16 protein-coding genes are annotated in these 17,222 nt (G+C 39.8%); 13 read left to right on the forward strand and 3 right to left on the reverse strand.

The window, feature by feature from the left end; all coding sequences use genetic code 11:
* Positions 1 to 56: 56 nt before the first annotated feature.
* Together WA338_RS16475 and WA338_RS16480 are read left to right on the forward strand one after the other, a co-directional pair.
* Positions 57 to 461, forward strand: coding sequence for a VOC family protein (locus tag WA338_RS16475; protein WP_154648963.1), 405 nt, complete (start codon positions 57 to 59; stop codon positions 459 to 461).
* An 8-nt stretch (positions 462 to 469) separates the two neighbouring features.
* Positions 470 to 1,732, forward strand: a complete 1,263-nt coding sequence (locus WA338_RS16480) for a cation:proton antiporter (RefSeq protein WP_009781530.1) — start codon at positions 470 to 472, stop codon at positions 1,730 to 1,732.
* Positions 1,733 to 1,994: 262 nt separating this feature from the next.
* Here the strand turns inward: WA338_RS16480 and WA338_RS16485 are convergent, their stop codons facing one another.
* Both WA338_RS16485 and gldA read right to left on the reverse strand, forming a co-directional pair.
* Positions 1,995 to 3,050, reverse strand: coding sequence for an endonuclease/exonuclease/phosphatase family protein (locus WA338_RS16485; protein WP_009781529.1), 1,056 nt, complete (start codon positions 3,048 to 3,050; stop codon positions 1,995 to 1,997).
* Between the two features lie 6 nt (positions 3,051 to 3,056).
* Complete coding sequence (gldA, locus tag WA338_RS16490; RefSeq protein WP_009781528.1) at positions 3,057 to 3,950, reverse strand: gliding motility-associated ABC transporter ATP-binding subunit GldA; 894 nt, start codon at positions 3,948 to 3,950, stop codon at positions 3,057 to 3,059.
* A gap of 429 nt (positions 3,951 to 4,379) precedes the next feature.
* On the opposite strand from gldA, the gene WA338_RS16495 reads away from it, so the two are divergent.
* From WA338_RS16495 to WA338_RS16510, 4 genes are read left to right on the forward strand one after another with little or no spacing between them, the layout of a single operon-like run.
* Positions 4,380 to 5,204 (forward strand): prephenate dehydratase, encoded by an 825-nt coding sequence (locus tag WA338_RS16495; RefSeq protein ID WP_009781527.1) that lies wholly within the window; start codon positions 4,380 to 4,382, stop codon positions 5,202 to 5,204.
* On the forward strand, positions 5,201 to 6,349 hold the full coding sequence (locus WA338_RS16500; protein WP_272985934.1) for a pyridoxal phosphate-dependent aminotransferase: 1,149 nt from the start codon (positions 5,201 to 5,203) through the stop codon (positions 6,347 to 6,349). The genes WA338_RS16495 and WA338_RS16500 overlap by 4 nt, the downstream gene beginning before the upstream one ends.
* Positions 6,336 to 7,196 carry a prephenate dehydrogenase gene (locus tag WA338_RS16505; RefSeq protein ID WP_272985935.1) on the forward strand — a complete coding sequence of 287 codons (861 nt, stop codon included), beginning with the start codon at positions 6,336 to 6,338 and terminating at the stop codon, positions 7,194 to 7,196. Before WA338_RS16500 ends, WA338_RS16505 begins: the two co-directional genes overlap by 14 nt.
* A gap of 28 nt (positions 7,197 to 7,224) precedes the next feature.
* Entirely contained in the window at positions 7,225 to 8,316 is a 1,092-nt protein-coding gene (locus tag WA338_RS16510; protein WP_167598083.1) for a bifunctional 3-deoxy-7-phosphoheptulonate synthase/chorismate mutase type II, read from the forward strand.
* A 104-nt stretch (positions 8,317 to 8,420) separates the two neighbouring features.
* Here the strand turns inward: WA338_RS16510 and WA338_RS16515 are convergent, their stop codons facing one another.
* Positions 8,421 to 8,879, reverse strand: a complete 459-nt coding sequence (locus tag WA338_RS16515; protein WP_072983260.1) for a hypothetical protein — start codon at positions 8,877 to 8,879, stop codon at positions 8,421 to 8,423.
* Positions 8,880 to 8,960: 81 nt separating this feature from the next.
* Between WA338_RS16515 and rsgA the strand changes: the two genes are divergently transcribed.
* The 7 genes from rsgA to queA all read left to right on the forward strand — a co-directional run bounded on the left by rsgA (position 8,961) and on the right by queA (position 17,148).
* Entirely contained in the window at positions 8,961 to 9,914 is a 954-nt protein-coding gene (gene rsgA, locus WA338_RS16520) for a ribosome small subunit-dependent GTPase A (protein ID WP_272985936.1), read from the forward strand.
* A gap of 10 nt (positions 9,915 to 9,924) precedes the next feature.
* Entirely contained in the window at positions 9,925 to 10,377 is a 453-nt protein-coding gene (gene dtd, locus WA338_RS16525; protein ID WP_167598080.1) for a D-aminoacyl-tRNA deacylase, read from the forward strand.
* 47 nt (positions 10,378 to 10,424) lie between these two features.
* On the forward strand, positions 10,425 to 12,326 hold the full coding sequence (locus WA338_RS16530; RefSeq protein WP_272985937.1) for a DUF3857 domain-containing protein: 1,902 nt from the start codon (positions 10,425 to 10,427) through the stop codon (positions 12,324 to 12,326).
* 1 nt (position 12,327) lies between these two features.
* Complete coding sequence (locus WA338_RS16535; protein ID WP_272985938.1) at positions 12,328 to 14,307, forward strand: DUF3857 domain-containing protein; 1,980 nt, start codon at positions 12,328 to 12,330, stop codon at positions 14,305 to 14,307.
* A 71-nt stretch (positions 14,308 to 14,378) separates the two neighbouring features.
* Entirely contained in the window at positions 14,379 to 14,705 is a 327-nt protein-coding gene (locus WA338_RS16540; protein ID WP_167598076.1) for a nucleotide pyrophosphohydrolase, read from the forward strand.
* 34 nt (positions 14,706 to 14,739) lie between these two features.
* On the forward strand, positions 14,740 to 15,963 hold the full coding sequence (locus WA338_RS16545; RefSeq protein WP_336094204.1) for a 3-phosphoshikimate 1-carboxyvinyltransferase: 1,224 nt from the start codon (positions 14,740 to 14,742) through the stop codon (positions 15,961 to 15,963).
* A 135-nt stretch (positions 15,964 to 16,098) separates the two neighbouring features.
* Positions 16,099 to 17,148, forward strand: coding sequence for a tRNA preQ1(34) S-adenosylmethionine ribosyltransferase-isomerase QueA (gene queA, locus WA338_RS16550; RefSeq protein WP_336094247.1), 1,050 nt, complete (start codon positions 16,099 to 16,101; stop codon positions 17,146 to 17,148).
* Positions 17,149 to 17,222: the final 74 nt, after the last annotated feature.

Below are 17,222 nucleotides of genomic sequence, written 5' to 3' on the forward strand. Positions count from 1 at the left end.
TGTCTAAAGGTTTTTTGATAAAATCAACGATACTTCTCGTTCTAGCACTTGTTACAATGAATACTACAACCGCTCAAAATTTTAAGTTTACTAAAGATCACGATGCTTTGCTGGTTAAAGACCTTGATAAATCAGCAAAGTTTTATAGCAGCATTCTAGGGCTGCCTGAAATTTATAATGCTGGGCTGGGGCCTAAATTCAGATGGTTTGCGCTAGATAATAAAGTGCAAATTCATCTTATAGAAAGTGAGGAAGATTTTACGCCGCACAAAGGTGTGCATCTGGCATTGAATGTAGATGATCTGGATGCTTTTATGACTTTCTTGAAAGAACACAATGTTCCTTTTGAAAATTGGCCGGGCGAAGCAAATACGACCAATACCAGGCCAGACGGCGTAAGACAAATCTACTTAACAGATCCTGATGGGTATTGGATAGAAGTGAACACTAATAAATTATAACGTACAGGATGGATTTTTACCTCATAACCGCAATTTTGGTTGGTCTTGCTGCGGCATTTGGCTACATTAATTTACGCTTTCTAAAACTCCCTAACACCATAGGAATTATGCTCATTACCCTCTTGTTTACACTTGGGGTTTTAGGATTGAGTTATTATGATGATACCCTGTTAGAGGCAGAAAAGGAGATCATAAACAGTATAGATTTTGAAAAAGTACTGCTAGACGGAATGCTTAGTTTTCTGCTTTTTGCGGGAGCTTTACATACCAATTTTGAGCAACTCCGCTTACAGCGCTGGCCGGTTATGGTGTTTGCCACAGTTGGTGTTCTCACCTCGACCTTTTTGGTAGGAGGGGCGATGTATTATGTGTTGATGCTTTTAGGTTTTGAAGTCGCTTTCATCTATTGTTTACTCTTTGGTGCGTTAATTTCGCCTACCGATCCTATTGCAGTTTTAGGGATTTTGAAAAAAGCAGGAGCGCCCAAAAAGTTAGAAACAAAAATTGTTGGAGAGTCTCTCTTTAATGATGGTGTAGGCGTTGTTGTTTTTCTTACGCTTTTCAAAATAGCCGGTTCAACCGAAGCGGTGACTCCGGTAGATATTTTGGAGCTTTTTGGTTTGGAGGTTTTAGGAGGAATTGGTTTAGGACTTGCAATAGGCTGGATAGCATACAAACTTCTCAAATCTATAGATGATTATGATATTGAAGTGATCATCACACTTGCGGCGGTGATGGGAGGTACGGTGATCGCACAGCGATTGCATTTATCTGCGCCTCTGGCCATGGTCACTGCCGGTTTGGTGGTAGGTAATGATACAGTGCGTAAGACGACAATGTCTCAACTTACCGAAACCTATGTAGATAAATTTTGGGAGTTGGTAGATATACTTCTAAATACCATTCTCTTTGTACTCATCGGGATGGAACTCTTGGTGCTGAGTTTTGAATTAAGTGCGGTGATTGCTGGTTTAATAGCGATTCCTGTGGTGCTTTTGTGTAGATATATTTCTTTACTCTTACCTATAAATTTCTTTGAAAAACACCTCGATTTTGTACCGCGTACTGATGTTATCATGACTTGGGGAGGTTTGCGCGGAGGTATTTCTATAGCTTTAGCGCTTAGTCTTACACAAGAAATGCATCGGGATTTATTTCTAGTAATTACCTATGTTATAGTGGTGTTCTCTATTTTGGTTCAAGGGCTTTCTGTAGGTACGATCATTAAAAAGTTAGGGGTAAGTCAGGTTTCAGAATCTTCAAGTCACTAAATACTTCCTAGATTGTAAAAAATGCATCTTTTAAAAGTAAAAGATGCATTTTTTATTTCCGTAGATATTAAAAATCATTTTTAGCAGATTTAAAATAATTTTTAATAATAATTATTTTATTTTTGTACAAGTACTTAAGGTGCTAGCCCCTGAATATGATTTTGCCAGATTGGGTTTAGGGACTCGTTCATATTGAACATTTGATCTGGTATTGGCCTCCGCAAGGAGGCTTTTTCTTTTTTAAGAGCCTCAGTTAGGTCGTTTACTCTGCACGCTCTAAACCTTCGTCAATGCGCTCTTCAACTTCTTGTTCTACTTCCTGTTCCACTTCTGGAGTTTCAATAGGTTTCCCGTTTTCTAACCAGAAGGTAAAAAACATCGGGTAATGGTCAGAACCAATATTTGGAAGGCGCTGCATCGTGTCTACCGTAACATTGGTAGAATGAAATAAATGATCTATTGGGAATCTGAGATACCAATAATCGGCGTGAAACGTAGGAAATAATCCCCGCCCAATACGTGGGTCTATGAGTCCGGTTACTTTAGCAAAAAGCCTACTTACTCTAGACCAAACCACATCGTTCAAATCCCCGCAAACAATAATAGGATGGTTATCTTCTAGAACACGCACAGCTTTGCCCACGATCAATAATTCTGCATCGCGTTCTTCTGAAGTTTCATTTTCAGTTGGACTCGGAGGTGCAGGATGTACGCAGATCAATTCTACGGGAGTCGCGCCGCCATGATGCACTTTGGTAAAAATTGACGGTACATCTTTTTCAACCAAATAATTTACTTGGGTTTCAGAGAGTTCATACTTGCTGTACAAATGCATTCCGTAGAAATTATCAAGAGGAACACGCACTACATTAGGATAATCTTCTTCAAGTTCTTTTAAGCCATTTTCCCAGCCTTTGTCAGTTTCCATAACCAGTAAAAGGTCGGGTTGGTGTAGGTTAACCTGCTCGATAAGTTTATGGTATTCCCGGTTTGTTTGTAAAACGTTAGCGCTTAACAGACTTATCTTATTAAGCATTTCGGCATTATCTGGCTTTTTATGCTTCCGCGGAAAAAAGCTGGTATACGGAAAAACTACATACAGCTGAAAACCGAGCGTAATGATCAGACTGATGAACACAACATACTGCCAAGGGCTCTGTGGAAATTCCAGTCCTAGGATCAAGCCAAGGATCACAATTTGTAAGACCGATGTTTGTACGCGAATAAAATCCCAGCCTCTAATGATCCAATGCGTACCCTGCGTTAAGGGAAGAAGGGCAATGACAATTAAAAAGAGGGCAAAGGCATATAAAACCATGGGGAGTTAGTTTGTGAGTTGCTGAAAAAGCTGTTCAAGCGAAGTATTCTTTTTATTAAGCTGGAGAATTTTTAAGCCGTTATCGTGAGCAAAATCAAAAATAGCCGGGCGCATATCTTGCGAGGTATCAAAGGTCATTTCGTATACAAAACCAATGGTATTGGTTACTTCTGCTACACGATCTAGTTGCTGCAATAATTCGATCTCTATGCGGTAATCAAATTCTACGACAATGATTTGCTCTGTACTGGTATTGAGTTCTTCCAGTTTTTTATCTGCTACGATTTTTCCTTTATTGATGATTATTACACGATCACACACGGCTTCTACTTCTTGCATGATATGCGTAGAAAGTAAGACCGTTTTTGATTTGCCTACAGTTCTTATGAGCGCGCGTATTTCCCGCAGCTGATTAGGGTCTAGTCCGGTTGTGGGTTCGTCTAAAATAAGTACTTCAGGATCGTGGATCAATGCTGCGGCCAAACCTACGCGTTGTTTATATCCTTTACTTAGCTGTTTTATTCTCTTAGAAATCTCGGGTTGTAATCCGGTGAGTTCGATTACAGTTTCAATACGCTCCTTAGGCGCTTTGTTCAAGTCAGCGTGTAATTTTAAATACTCTCTGATGTACATTTCAGGATACAGCGGATTATTTTCAGCTAAATATCCCACACTGCGTCTCACGGCTAAAGCTTCTTCCTGGGTTGAAAAGTTATTTACGCTGGTCGTTCCTGATGAAGCTTTGAGATACGTGGTCAAGATTTTCATCATCGTACTCTTTCCTGCGCCGTTTGGTCCCAAGAAACCGGTGACTTCGCCTTTGTTTACAGTAAAAGAGACTTCATCCAGTGCCTTTTGGTCGTTGTAAAATTTAGATACCTGAGATACCTTAATAGACATAGTATGTAGAATTGGAGCAGGTTTAAAGTCTAAAATTACACATTTAGCCTTCAGCCTACTGTTTTTAAAACCTTAAAATTACTTATGTCGTAGTATGCGCAGCGCAAGATGAATGTCTTTGTAGAAAATCTTCTAATAAAGAACCTTAATCTTTGGGTTATATTCTGTTTTATTTAATCATTGGGCGATAATGATTGGATATCTGTAAAAATAGAAGGCTTTTAAAGCTGTTCTTAATTAATTAGTTACTTTAGCAGCATAATAAAAGAAACACATGTCTAACGTACTTTATTTTTATAACCGCTATTACTTCTTTTTCTTCTGGAAAGAGATGGGGCCGCTATAGAGTAACGTATAGTATTACAATATCATATAGGGTCCCGATTTAAAAAATCGGGATTTTTTTTGTTATAAACCGAAGCTAAACAGTTGAAACACAAAGTAGCCATACAAGGAATTAAAGGGTCTTTTCACCATAAAGTCGCTCAGGATTTTTTTAGTGAAGATGTTGAAGTGATTGATTGCAATAGCTTTCAAGAGTTGGTGAATAGACTTATAAGGGGAGAGGCGACCGATGCGGTAATGGCGATTGAAAATTCTATTGCAGGAAGCATTATCCCCAATTATGCTTTACTCGATCATCATAATTTAAATATTGAAGGAGAGCGCTACTTAGCCATAAGTCAAAATTTAATGGTGATGCCGGGCCAGAAGCTTGAAGATATTCACGAAGTGTGGTCGCATCCTATGGCGCTTTTGCAGTGTAAAGAATTCTTTAAGGATAAAGAACACATTAGGCTGGTAGAAGATGATGATACTGCAGGTGCTGCAAAGCGAATTGCTGATGGAAACTTGAAAGGAATAGGGGCTATTGCCGGAACTACAGCGGCCTCAATTTATGGGTTAGATGTCATCGCTCACGATATTCAGACCATTAAAGACAATTCAACACGCTTTTTTGTGCTGAATACTAACGGACGTACAGAGGCAGATGTTCCCGATAAAGCTTCGGTTAAATTTTTGACCGATCACAAACGCGGAAGCCTCGCTGCGGTTTTAAATGTAATGAGTGATTGCAGGCTCAATCTGACCAAGATTCAGTCGCTCCCAGTCATTGAAACGCCTTGGAAATATTCGTTTTTCGTAGATGTAACCTTTGAGGATTATGCAGATTTTGAAAAGGCTAAAAAACTATTAGATATTATGGCTCAGGAATTTAAAATTCTTGGTGAATATAAAAACAGAAAATCATGATTATAGCATCGGCTAACAGGCTTAACCAAACTTCTGAGTACTACTTTTCGCGTAAGCTAAAAGAAGTGCGTGCTCTTGCAGCTGCCGGGAAACCTATAATCAATATGGGTATTGGTAGTCCCGATCTGGCTCCGCCGCCACACGTCATTAAAGCTTTGACAAGTTCGCTGGTAGATGGGCCTGCACATCAATACCAGAGTTACAAAGGACTTCCTCAGCTTACTGAGGCTATGGCAGATTTTTATCAAAAGCGATATGCGGTAACGCTAAATCCTGAAGACGAAATTTTACCCTTGATGGGATCAAAGGAAGGCATAATGCACATCAGCATGGCTTTCCTGAATCCGGGAGACGAGGTGTTGATTCCGAATCCAGGGTATCCAACCTATACTTCGGTAACGCGTTTGGTTGAAGCTGAGCCGGTTTATTACAATCTGGACGCTTCAAATAATTGGATGCCTGATTATTCAGCTCTGGAAAAAAGAGATTTGAGTAAGGTGAAATTGATGTGGGTAAACTATCCGCATATGCCTACAGGAGCAAAAGCGACTACTGCCGACTTTGAGAAGCTTGTGGCGTTTGCAAAAGCAAATGAGATTCTTTTAGTAAACGACAATCCATACAGTTTCATTCTTAATGAAAATCCGCAGAGCATTTTAAGCGTTTCGGGAGCAAAAGAAGTAGCTATTGAGTTGAACTCTTTGAGTAAGTCTTTCAATATGAGCGGATGGCGTGTTGGGATGTTGCTTGGTGCTGCAGACTATGTAAGCACGGTGCTTACTGTAAAAAGTAATATGGATAGCGGAATGTTCTACGGAATTCAAAAAGGAGCCGCTGCCGTACTGACTGAAGGAGAAGCCTGGTTCAACGGCTTGAATGAAATTTATGAAAAACGCCGCGAGCAAGTTTGGAAGCTGGCTGATTTGCTGGGATGCACTTATGATAAAAATGCAGCCGGAATGTTTGTTTGGGCAAAACTGCCCGAAGGAGCAGGAGATGCCGAAGCCTTTATCGATGATATTTTGATCAATAAAAGCGTGTTTATCACGCCGGGAAGTATTTTTGGTTCGCAAGGAGCCGGGTACATTCGCTTTTCACTTTGTGTAACCGAAGATAAAATTAAAGAAGCCATTGGAAGATTTTAAAAACATATTCGTTCTGGGTATCGGACTCATAGGTGGTTCGTTGGCGCGTGATTTAAAACGGGTGTTGCCGGGGAGTACGATCTATGGTGTTGATAGCAACGACGATCATCTGGATGAAGCCGTTGGTCTGGGCGTGATTGATCATTCGGCGCGCTTTGAAGCGATAAACCAAGCCGATTTAGTGATCTTGGCGATTCCGGTAGATCAGGCCAATTTGTTTTTACCACCGGTTTTAGATGCGATTGCACCTAACGCTTTGGTGATGGACGTAGGTTCAACTAAAGGCAGTGTGTGTGATGCGGTTCAAAATCATCCTAAGCGCGATCAGTTTTTGGCAGCGCACCCGATTGCAGGAACCGAATTTTCAGGACCATCGGCAGCGATCGAAAATTTGTATAAAAACAAGACTATGATTCTATGCGAGGTTGAAAAAACCCGTGAAGATCTATTGGCAAAAGCTATGCAGATTTTTGAGGCATTGCCTATGCAAATTCGGTATATGAATCCGCATTCGCATGATAAGCATATTGCTTACGTGTCGCATTTATCGCACATCAGCAGCTTTATGCTGGGGAAAACCGTAATCGAAAAAGAGAAAAACGAAAAGGATATTTTTGATATGGCAGGCAGTGGATTTGCTTCTACAGTACGTCTGGCAAAAAGTAATCCGGCAACCTGGACGCCTATTTTTAAAGAAAATAAGGCTAACGTGCTGGAAAGCTTAACCGAATACATCAATAATTTAACGCATTTCAAAAATGTTCTAGAAGCCGAAAATTATGAAGAGGTTTTTAATGAAATGCACAATACAAACCACATAAAATCAATACTTAAAGGATTATCGTAATCAGCTAAAAGCTGTAAATTTGTTGAATATGGAAAATAAGAAAGAACTTAGAAACTGGTTAGACGCTTTCAATCTGGATCATCCGCTTGTAATCGCAGGTCCTTGTAGCGCAGAAACTGAAGAGCAAGTATTAAAAATTGCTCACGAGCTAAAAGACACAGATGCTACTGTTTTTAGAGCAGGAATCTGGAAACCACGTACCCGCCCGGGAATGTTTGAAGGTGTGGGAGCGCTAGGTTTAAAATGGCTTCAGAAAGCTAAAGAGGAAACCGGGATGCTTACGACTACCGAGGTTGCAAATCCTAATCACGTAGAGCTTGCGTTAAAACACGATGTAGATATTCTATGGATTGGTGCGCGTACCACCGTTTCTCCTTTCAATATTCAAGAAATTGCAGAAGCGCTTAAAGGAACAGATAAAACAGTTCTTATCAAAAACCCGGTGAATCCTGATCTGGCTTTATGGTTAGGGGCTGTGGAGCGTTTTTATACGCAAGATGTTAAAAATCTTGGTGTGATTCACAGAGGTTTTTCAACGTATGAGAAAACCCGTTACCGAAATAATCCAGAATGGCAAGTTGCTGTAGACTTACAAAACCAGTTTCCGGACCTTCCATTAATTTTAGATCCATCACATATCGCCGGGCGTCGTGATATTATTTTTGATCTATGCCAGACTGGTCTTGATCTTAATTACGACGGAATTATGGTGGAGACCCACTACGATCCAGACAATGCGTGGAGTGATGCTAAACAGCAAATCACACCGTCTACTTTGGTACAGATTATGAAAGATCTAAAAATTCGTAAAGAAGAAGGTACCGCTGCAGAATTTAATAATAAATTGAATACGCTGCGTACACAGATCGATGTAGTTGATCATCAATTGATAGAAAGCTTAGGAAAGCGTATGAAAATCGCTGATGCTATAGGTGAACTTAAAACTGAAAATAACGTTGCGATCCTTCAGTCTAAACGTTGGAATGAAATTTTAGGCGCAATGATCTTAGAAGGTGAAAAGCACAACTTGAGCGAAGAGTTTATTCTACGTGTTTTTAAAGCGATTCACCAAGAGTCTATCAATCACCAGAAGAAAATTTCTAGAATGGAAGAAGCTTAGGCTCTTGCATAAATTTTAAATAGAAACGGCGCTCATTGAGCGCCGTTTTTTTTTGAACCGCCTACAGGTGAAATACTCCCGATTCTTACATTTCGGTGTTTTTCTTATCCCTGCTTAGGTCTTTTAAAAATATAGCGGGTTACATAAATCCCGTTTTCATCATCTTTTCCACCATAACTTTCAACACCGCTGTTGACGAAAGCAAGTTCCCAGCCTTCTTCGGCCATAGCGTTGATTTTTGACGTCACTACTGCATCATTTGCAGCAATATTTTGAAACCGTATTCCGCCTAAATTAAAAAAGTTGAGCAGTTTAGTTTCCTCAAAATTCTTTACGCGAATGTCACCACGATCAGCTTTATTCCGGGAATTATCTTCTTCAGAGCGTTCACTGGTAAATTCTTTGTAATCGCGTTCAGCTTCGGTTGAGATCATTCTTGAACGGCCAATTCCGTTAGGGATGATAGATTCAATAACGGTTACGGTTTGGTATTCCATCACTTGCGCGCACAGCGGAATGCTCAACAAGCCAAAGAAAAGGAGCAGCGTAGTTTTAAATTTCATAATGTAGGATTTTAAGCGTTAACGATTTTAGTTACTTTAAAATAAAGTAGTTTTACATGTTGAAATTAGTAAAAAGATTTGTTGAAAGGAATAGTTTATAAATCGACCGGAAGCTGGTACAGTGTAAAAGATGATTCGGGCAATTTTTACGATTGCCGCATCAAAGGTCGTTTTAGGATTCAGGGTATCAAAAGCACCAATCCTGTTGCGGTAGGTGACCGCGTTGTTTTTGAACTTGAAGAAACCGGCGATGCAGTTACCGGAGTGATCAAGGCGATTGAGGATCGTGATAATTACATCATTAGAAAATCGGTTAACCTTTCAAAACAAACGCATATTATTGCGGCTAATATAGATCGCTGTTTTTTAATTATCACACTAAACAATCCGCCTACTTTTACAGCTTTTATTGATCGGTTTTTGGTGACCTGTGAAGCTTATGGCATTGAAGCGGTTTTGCTTTTCAATAAAGTAGATACACTTTCGGCAGAAGAATTTGGCGAAGTAAAATACCTTGCAGAAATGTATCGAGAAATCGGTTATACCTGCATTGGAATTTCGGCAAAAACGGGTAAAAATGTAGATCAGGTTAAAGCCTTAATGACCGGAACTACGAGTATGTTCTCGGGACATAGCGGTGTGGGAAAATCTACCTTGGTCAACGCTATTGAGCCGGCGCTTGATTTAAAAACTAAGGCTATTAGTGATCAACATATGCAAGGTCAGCATACCACTACTTTTGCTGAAATGTTCGACTTAAGTTTTGATGCTAGAATTATAGATACACCGGGTATTAAGGGCTTTGGAGTGGTTGACATTGAAAAGGAAGAATTAGGAGATTATTTTCCGGAATTCTTTGCGCTAAAAGAGCATTGTAAGTTTAATAATTGCTTGCATCTAGAAGAGCCTAAATGTGCTGTGAAAGAAGCTCTGGGGCGGGATGAGCTGCACTGGTCACGATATGAAAGTTATAAGCAGATCATTGAAGGTGATGAGGAGAATTACCGCCGTAATATTTATGATCAAAACCCCTAAAAACTATTAAATGCGAGTAGTTATACAACGCGTGAGCGAAGCTTCGGTCACTATCGAAAATGTCATTAAAAGCAAAATAGGAATTGGTTTTGTAGTGCTTTTAGGGATCACTTCAGAGGATACTGAAGAGGATATAGAATGGTTGACTTCAAAGATTTGTGGATTACGTGTTTTTGGCGATGCCGAAGGTTTAATGAATGAAAGCATTCTTGATAAAAACGGAGAGATTTTATTGATTAGTCAGTTTACTTTGTATGCCTCTACCAGAAAAGGAAACCGCCCTTCTTTTATAAAAGCCGCGAAGCCTGATCAGGCGATTCCTTTATATGAAAAATTCATTGGGGAACTTTCAAAAAAGTTACAGCGTCAAGTACAAACTGGTGAGTTTGGTGCAGATATGAAAGTAGCTTTGGTTAACGATGGCCCTGTAACCATCAGTATTGATTCCAAGAATAAAGAATAATTTAAGATTATATTAAGATTTTACTATATTGCCGTACAATCTATTGAATGGCAAAAAAACTACTTCTATTACTATTTGTTGCATCTTCTGTAGCTTTTAGTCAAGACTTAAAACTTTCTGCGCTTACTGTAAACCCCGAACTTTCTGAGGGTGCAGATAGTGTGTTTCGCAACGAAGAAATTACGTTAGATCTTTCTCGGGAAGGTAAATTAAAGACGCTTATTTCTCGAGTAGTAACCGTTTATAATAAAGCTGGTTTAGGTGATGTTGCGGCATACGTGGGTTACGACAACAACACCAAGGTGAATAGCATCGAGGCGTATATTTACGATCTTTCAGGTAAAGAGCGCGAGCATTTTAAAGAACGTGATTTTAAAGATGTAAGCGCAGTTGATGGTGGTACGCTGTATGCTGATAGCAGGGTGCTTTACTTAGATTATACGCCAACAACTTATCCATTTACGGTACATTTTATATCAGAAACCACTTCAGAAACTACCGCCTTCTTAAGACCTTGGATGCCCTTATCGCGCTATAAAAGCGGCACCGAATTTTCAAAATTTACAGTTATTTATCCGCCGAAGCAAACGCTTCACGTCAAAGAAACGCATCTTGATGGATATACTATTGAAAAGGAAGAATTAGCAGACAGAACAATTTGGACGGCCAAGGACCTTGCACCGGTTACTTGGGAGTATAGTGCCCCTGATCTTGATCAACGAGTGCCTCGAGTGAAATGCTTTTTTGACACCTTTTATTTATCAGGCGTTCCGGGTATTGCTAAAACCTGGAAAGACTTTGGCCGTTGGATGTATACTGATTTAGTGAAAGACACGCAAGATCTGGATCAAGCCACAATCACCGAAGCGCAAGCCTTAGTTGCCGGTTTAGAAACTGACGAGGAAAAAGCCCGCGCCATATATCAATATGTGCAAGATAAAGTGCGCTATATCAGCGTGCAGGTAGAGATTGGCGGCTGGAAACCTATGAACGCTTCAGATGTGCATCGTTTGGGATACGGTGATTGTAAAGCCTTGAGCAATTATACCCAGAGTTTGTTAAAAGCTGTGGGGGTTAAATCGTATTACACGGTATTGTATGGGAAATCTGATAAGGAATCTCTAGATACAGATGTGGTCGCTATGCAAGGAAATCACGCGATTTTGGGTGTGCAATTGGGAGATGAAATCCAATTTTTAGAGTGTACCAGTCAGGAAACACCTTTTGGGTACATGGGTTCGTTTACTGATGATCGCGAGGTTTTACTCTTAACTGAGGACGGCGGTAAACTTGCAAGAACAACAAAATATGAGCAGGATGAAAACCGGGTAGCGCTTGAAGCCGCTTTTAAATTTGATGCTTCAGGTGGTCTTGAAGGCACGATAACTCGAGCATCTTCGGGGATTTTTTATGCTAACCGTATGTCTTTAGCACGCTTAGATCAGAAAGATTTGTCTGATTATTATTATAAAGCCTTTGATGCTATAAACGGACTTTCAGTAAGTAATATTCAGCTGAATAATGATCGGATGAATGTGGTGTATACGGAGTCGCTTGATGCACGTGCCACAAATTACGGTAGTAAAGTAGGCGCTAATTTTCTCTTGCGTCTTAATGCTTTTGCTTTAGGAAGAGATGCTATTCCACCTAAATATGCTCATCGAAAATCTGAGCTAATCATCCTGCGCGGCACAACTCAAGAAGATAAAATTGCGATAATTCTTCCCGAAGGTTATGAGGTAGGAGCTTTGCCTGAAGATGTGGTTATTGAAGAGCAATTTGGTAGTTATCACACTACTTTTCGCAGAGAGGGAATACAACTTTACTACACCCGAACCCTTAAATTCAATGAAGGAAATTATCCTGTAGCTCAGTATGAAAACTATCGGGATTTTTATAAAGCTGTCGTGCGCAACGACAGTCAGAAAGTATTAATACAAAAAATATAATATGCGTAAAATTACTTGGTTTGCTTTTTTACTAGTGACTTCATTTGGGGTTGCTCAGGCCCAAAAAATAAAACTAGATAAAGTAACTAAAGACGAGTTGGAGCTAAAGGTGTATGCTGAAGATTCGACCGCTGCGGCTATCTACCTTGGCAAGGTGAGAGAGACCTACTTTGATTACAAAACCTCAAGCGGCTTTTTGATCATCAACGAATTTAAAGAGCGTATAAAAATCTTATCAAAGGAGGGTCTGGACTACGCAACAAAAAAGATTTTAAGCTATAAAAATGATAGTGATAAAGAACGCGTAGATGACATAGAGGGAGTGACGTATAATCTTGTTGATGGTAAAATTGAAGAAATCGAACTCAAAAAAGATGGGATTTTTGAAAATGAGCGCTCTGAGCATTGGGACGAAACCTCGATTACGATGCCGGCAGTACAGGTTGGGAGTATCGTAGAATGGAGTTACACCACCATATCGCCGTTTTACAAAATCGATGATTTGATCTTGCAAGAAGACCTTCCTATTGTTGAATACTATGCAAAGATCAGAACTCCGGGAATGTTTACTTTCCGGAGATTAAAAAAAGGATATTTTGATATTACTCCTAAAGAGTCTATCGCTGATGGTGGGGTGAATTTTGAGAATGCTTATGGTCAATCTAATTATGCTAGTTATAAGGAGTTGGTTGCAGAATATACGCAAAACGACGTTCCGGCATTAAAGGAAGAAGTGTTTTTGATAAATCCTGATAATTACCGAAGAAGCATCGTATATGAGTTGATATCTACTGAATTTACTGAAGGAAATAAAAAAGAATATGCAACGACTTGGGAAGAAGTTGCTAAGACAATTTTTAAGCAAAGAGAATTTGGCGGACAGATGAGTCCGTCTCTACCCTTAAAAAAAGTTGCTGCTCGTATGGTAGCTGATCATAAAACCCAAGCCGAGAAAATTGAAGCCGCTTTGCGCTATGTCAAGTCTAAAATAAAGTGGAATGGCAACTACGGGAAATATACAGAGGACGGCATAGATGAGGCGCTAAAGCGTGGCTCTGGTGATGTGGCAGAAATAAACCTTTTGCTTACGGTTTTGCTGAGGGAGTGTGGAGTTCAAGCAAATCCTGTGTTGATAGGCACCAAGCAACACGGTATTCCGTCTTTTCCAACGCTAGAAGGTTATAACTATGTGGTTGTTGGTGTGAGAGACGGTCTTAAAACCATTCTTCTTGATGCTACTGATAAGTTTAGCGCGCCTAATATTTTGCCTACACGCGTCTATAATTGGTATGGTAGAATGGTAAATAAAGAAGGTGTTTCTCAGGAGATCGATTTGTATGAAACCATTAGTCCGCAGAAAGATCGTTACGTGATGGCAGACTTAAATGAGGATGGAAGCATCAATGGTGTGCTCAAGCAACGCTATAAAAGTCTTGAAGCTTTTGAGCTTAGGCATAAGGTTGATGAGGAAAGCTTAGAAACATATACTCAAGAACGAGCAGTTGATCTGGGAGTTGATGAAGTTACTAATCTCAAATTAGAAGGTATTGAAGAATTAAGCGCACCAATAACAGAATCCTTAGAATTCAAAATTATTCAAGGAGTAGATCAGGTTCCCGGCCAGATTTATCTCAACCCACTATTGTTTTTTACAATGGGCGATAATCCTTTTAAGTCTGATGTGCGTAATTCGCCAGTTGAATTTAATTATCCATTTTTTCATAACACCAATGTCACTCTAAAGCTGCCGGAAGGTTACGAAGTGCAACAATTGCCAGAACCTATAAAGATCGCGCTACCCGGCGAATTGGGTAGCTTTGTTTATTCAATTACGCATATGGGGCAGACCTTGCAGGTGATGACTAAGTTTAATCTAACCGGAACATTTGTTCCTTATGATTATTATCAAAGCCTTAAAGAGTTTTTTAATCGCAGGGTGGCAAAAGAGACCGAGAAGGTGATTCTTCAGAAAAGTATTTAATAAGACGTGTGAGTTTGCACTCATTTTTTTGCTTTACCTTAATTTAGCATCTTCATAAAGATTATATACCTATGAAAATTGATGATGCTCAAAAAGCAGTTGATGAATGGATCAATAATCACGGCGTTCGCTACTTTAACGAATTGACCAATATGGCGCAACTTACCGAAGAAGTAGGTGAGGTTGCGCGCATTATCGCACGCCGCTACGGGGAGCAAAGCGAGAAGGAAAGCGACAAAAATAAAGATCTGGGAGAAGAACTTGCCGATGTTCTTTTTGTGGTGTTGTGTTTAGCCAATCAAACCGGAATTGACCTTCAAGATGCTTTTGATAAAAAGCTTGACCTTAAAACCAAAAGGGATCACGATAGGCATCACAATAATCAAAAGTTGCAGTAATCCACAACGAACAATCAACCAAAAACCACGCATTTTGAAACTGAAACTCCACCAAAAAGAACCGTATTTAGACGGAGACATAGCAATTACAGGATCTAAAAGTGAGAGCAACAGATTGCTTTTGCTTCAGGCTTTATTCGGGAATTTTAAGATCAAGAATCTGTCTAACAGCCACGACAGTCAGGTGATGCAAAAAGCATTAGCTTCAAAAGAAAAGACGGTTGATATACATCACGCAGGTACTGCTATGCGTTTTTTAACGGCGTATTTTGCAGCTTTTGAAGATAGAGAAACCATCCTCACGGGAAGTTCTCGTATGCAAGAGCGTCCTATAGGTTTGCTGGTTGATGCCCTGAGAGAATTAGGAGCAGACATTACCTATAAAAATAATGAGGGTTACGCACCGCTTTTGATCAAAGGGAAAAAGCTTACTAAGAGTACGGTTTCACTCGCTGCAAATGTGAGCAGTCAGTATATTTCTGCGTTGATGATGATGGGCGCTTCGTTACCAGACGGAATTGAAATTAATCTCATAGGTCAGATCACTTCAGTGCCTTATATAGAAATGACTCGCTCGCTCCTTACGCAGTTAGGAATCGAAAGTAGTTTTGAAGGACAGCAAATAAAAATTAAACCAGCCGGTGCGATCAACGTTTCAGAAATGGTCGTAGAATCAGACTGGAGTAGCGCATCGTATTACTACAGTCTGGCAGCGCTTTGTGATAAAGCAAAGCTGAAAATTTCAAGCTATAAAGAAAACAGCTTACAGGGAGATTCTGTATTGGCAGAATTGTATCAGAAATTGGGTGTTGAAACTACTTTTGAAGCAAACGCTGTAACGCTTGAGAAAGTTGAAAAACCAAAACCCAGACGTGTAGAGTTTGATCTGGCAAACAGTCCAGATATTGCACAGACGATCGCAGTGACCTGTTACGGCTTGGGCGTTGGTTGTGATCTTTATGGCCTACACACGTTAAAAATAAAAGAGACCGACAGGCTTGAAGCGCTTAAAGCCGAATTGACAAAATTAGGCGCGCATATTTCAGTGACTGATAAATCCTTGCATTTAGAAGGAGAAACCAATTTTCAGTCAGACGTGACCATAAAAACCTATCAGGATCATCGTATGGCTATGGCGTTTGCGCCTTTCGCTTTGCGAGCTCCAATTCTTTTTGAAGATGCCGAAGTGGTCAATAAATCGTATCCTGATTTCTGGGAAGACCTACACGCTTTAGGCTTTAAGATTTCAGAAGTTTAGCACATCTTTTCGCTTGTAAATTCAGGCAGTCCGCGAGGTGATCAAATTAATCATCGATTTACTTGACAACCCCTACCTTGAGGTTGTATATTTGCACGCTATTTTAAATACCTAAAAAACAGAGGTCCCATGGGAATGAAACTTTCACATTTTAACTTTGATTTGCCTAAAGAACTACTTGCTGAGTATCCTGCAGAAAACAGAGATGAGGCACGTTTAATGGTTCTTAACCGCAAGACACAAACTATAGAGCACAAGTTGTTCAAAGATTTGATCGACTATTTTGAGCCAAATGATGTGATGGTATTGAACAATACCAAAGTATTCCCTGCGCGTCTTTATGGTAATAAAGAAAAAACCGGAGCGCGTATTGAGGTGTTTTTACTACGTGAATTAAATTCAGAAACACGCCTTTGGGATGTGCTTGTAGATCCTGCACGTAAAATACGTATTGGTAACAAACTTTATTTTGGTGATGATGAAAGTCTAGTTGCTGAAGTAATTGACAATACTACCTCTAGAGGAAGAACCTTACGTTTCTTATATGACGGTTCGTATCAAGAATTCAGAAATAAATTGACTGAACTTGGTGAAACGCCACTTCCTAAATACATCAAGCGTGATGTTGAACCGGAAGATGCAGAACGTTACCAGACGATTTTTGCTAAAAATGAAGGTGCGGTTGCTGCTCCTACTGCTGGTTTGCACTTTAGTAAGCACTTGTTGAAGCGTTTAGAGATCAAAGGATTGAACTTTGCAGAAGTAACACTTCACGTAGGTTTAGGGACGTTTAGCCCGGTTGAGGTTGAAGATCTTTCTAAGCATAAGATGGACAGCGAGGAAGCGTATATCGACAGTACTGCGACTTCTACCATTAATAAAGCTATTGGGGAGAATCGTAAAGTTTGTGCGGTAGGAACAACTGTGATGCGTGCTTTAGAAAGTTCGGTAAGCTCTAACAGAACTCTTAACGAATTCAGCGGGTGGACCAATAAATTTATTTTCCCTCCATACGATTTCAGTATTGCAAACTGTATGATTACAAACTTCCATACGCCAAAATCAACCTTGATGATGATGGTTTCTGCATTTGCAGGACACGACTTTATGAAAGAGGCTTATGAGCAAGCAGTAAAAGAAAAATATAAGTTTTACAGCTACGGTGATGCGATGTTGATCATCTAATCACTTTTATATTCAGTACAAAAATCCCCGCGCAAACGGGGATTTTTTTATAATCAAAATTCCGGTCTTAGAGA

The organism is Leeuwenhoekiella sp. CH_XMU1409-2, assembly GCF_037029365.1.
Taxonomy (GTDB): domain Bacteria; phylum Bacteroidota; class Bacteroidia; order Flavobacteriales; family Flavobacteriaceae; genus Leeuwenhoekiella; species Leeuwenhoekiella blandensis.

Bases quoted from the DNA above. Each gene is read 5' to 3' on its own strand.
- WA338_RS16485 (WP_009781529.1), bottom strand. From the start codon at position 3,050: ATGGTTTTATATGCCTTTGCCCTCTTTTTAATTGTCATTGCCCTTCTT.
- WA338_RS16540 (WP_167598076.1), top strand. From the start codon at position 14,379: ATGAAAATTGATGATGCTCAAAAAGCAGTTGATGAATGGATCAATAAT.
- WA338_RS16500 (WP_272985934.1), top strand. From the start codon at position 5,201: ATGATTATAGCATCGGCTAACAGGCTTAACCAAACTTCTGAGTACTAC.
- WA338_RS16515 (WP_072983260.1), bottom strand. From the start codon at position 8,879: ATGAAATTTAAAACTACGCTGCTCCTTTTCTTTGGCTTGTTGAGCATT.
- WA338_RS16480 (WP_009781530.1), top strand. From the start codon at position 470: ATGGATTTTTACCTCATAACCGCAATTTTGGTTGGTCTTGCTGCGGCA.
- dtd (WP_167598080.1), top strand. From the start codon at position 9,925: ATGCGAGTAGTTATACAACGCGTGAGCGAAGCTTCGGTCACTATCGAA.
- queA (WP_336094247.1), top strand. From the start codon at position 16,099: ATGAAACTTTCACATTTTAACTTTGATTTGCCTAAAGAACTACTTGCT.
- WA338_RS16530 (WP_272985937.1), top strand. From the start codon at position 10,425: ATGGCAAAAAAACTACTTCTATTACTATTTGTTGCATCTTCTGTAGCT.
- WA338_RS16535 (WP_272985938.1), top strand. From the start codon at position 12,328: ATGCGTAAAATTACTTGGTTTGCTTTTTTACTAGTGACTTCATTTGGG.
- WA338_RS16475 (WP_154648963.1), top strand. From the start codon at position 57: ATGAATACTACAACCGCTCAAAATTTTAAGTTTACTAAAGATCACGAT.
- WA338_RS16510 (WP_167598083.1), top strand. From the start codon at position 7,225: ATGGAAAATAAGAAAGAACTTAGAAACTGGTTAGACGCTTTCAATCTG.
- gldA (WP_009781528.1), bottom strand. From the start codon at position 3,950: ATGTCTATTAAGGTATCTCAGGTATCTAAATTTTACAACGACCAAAAG.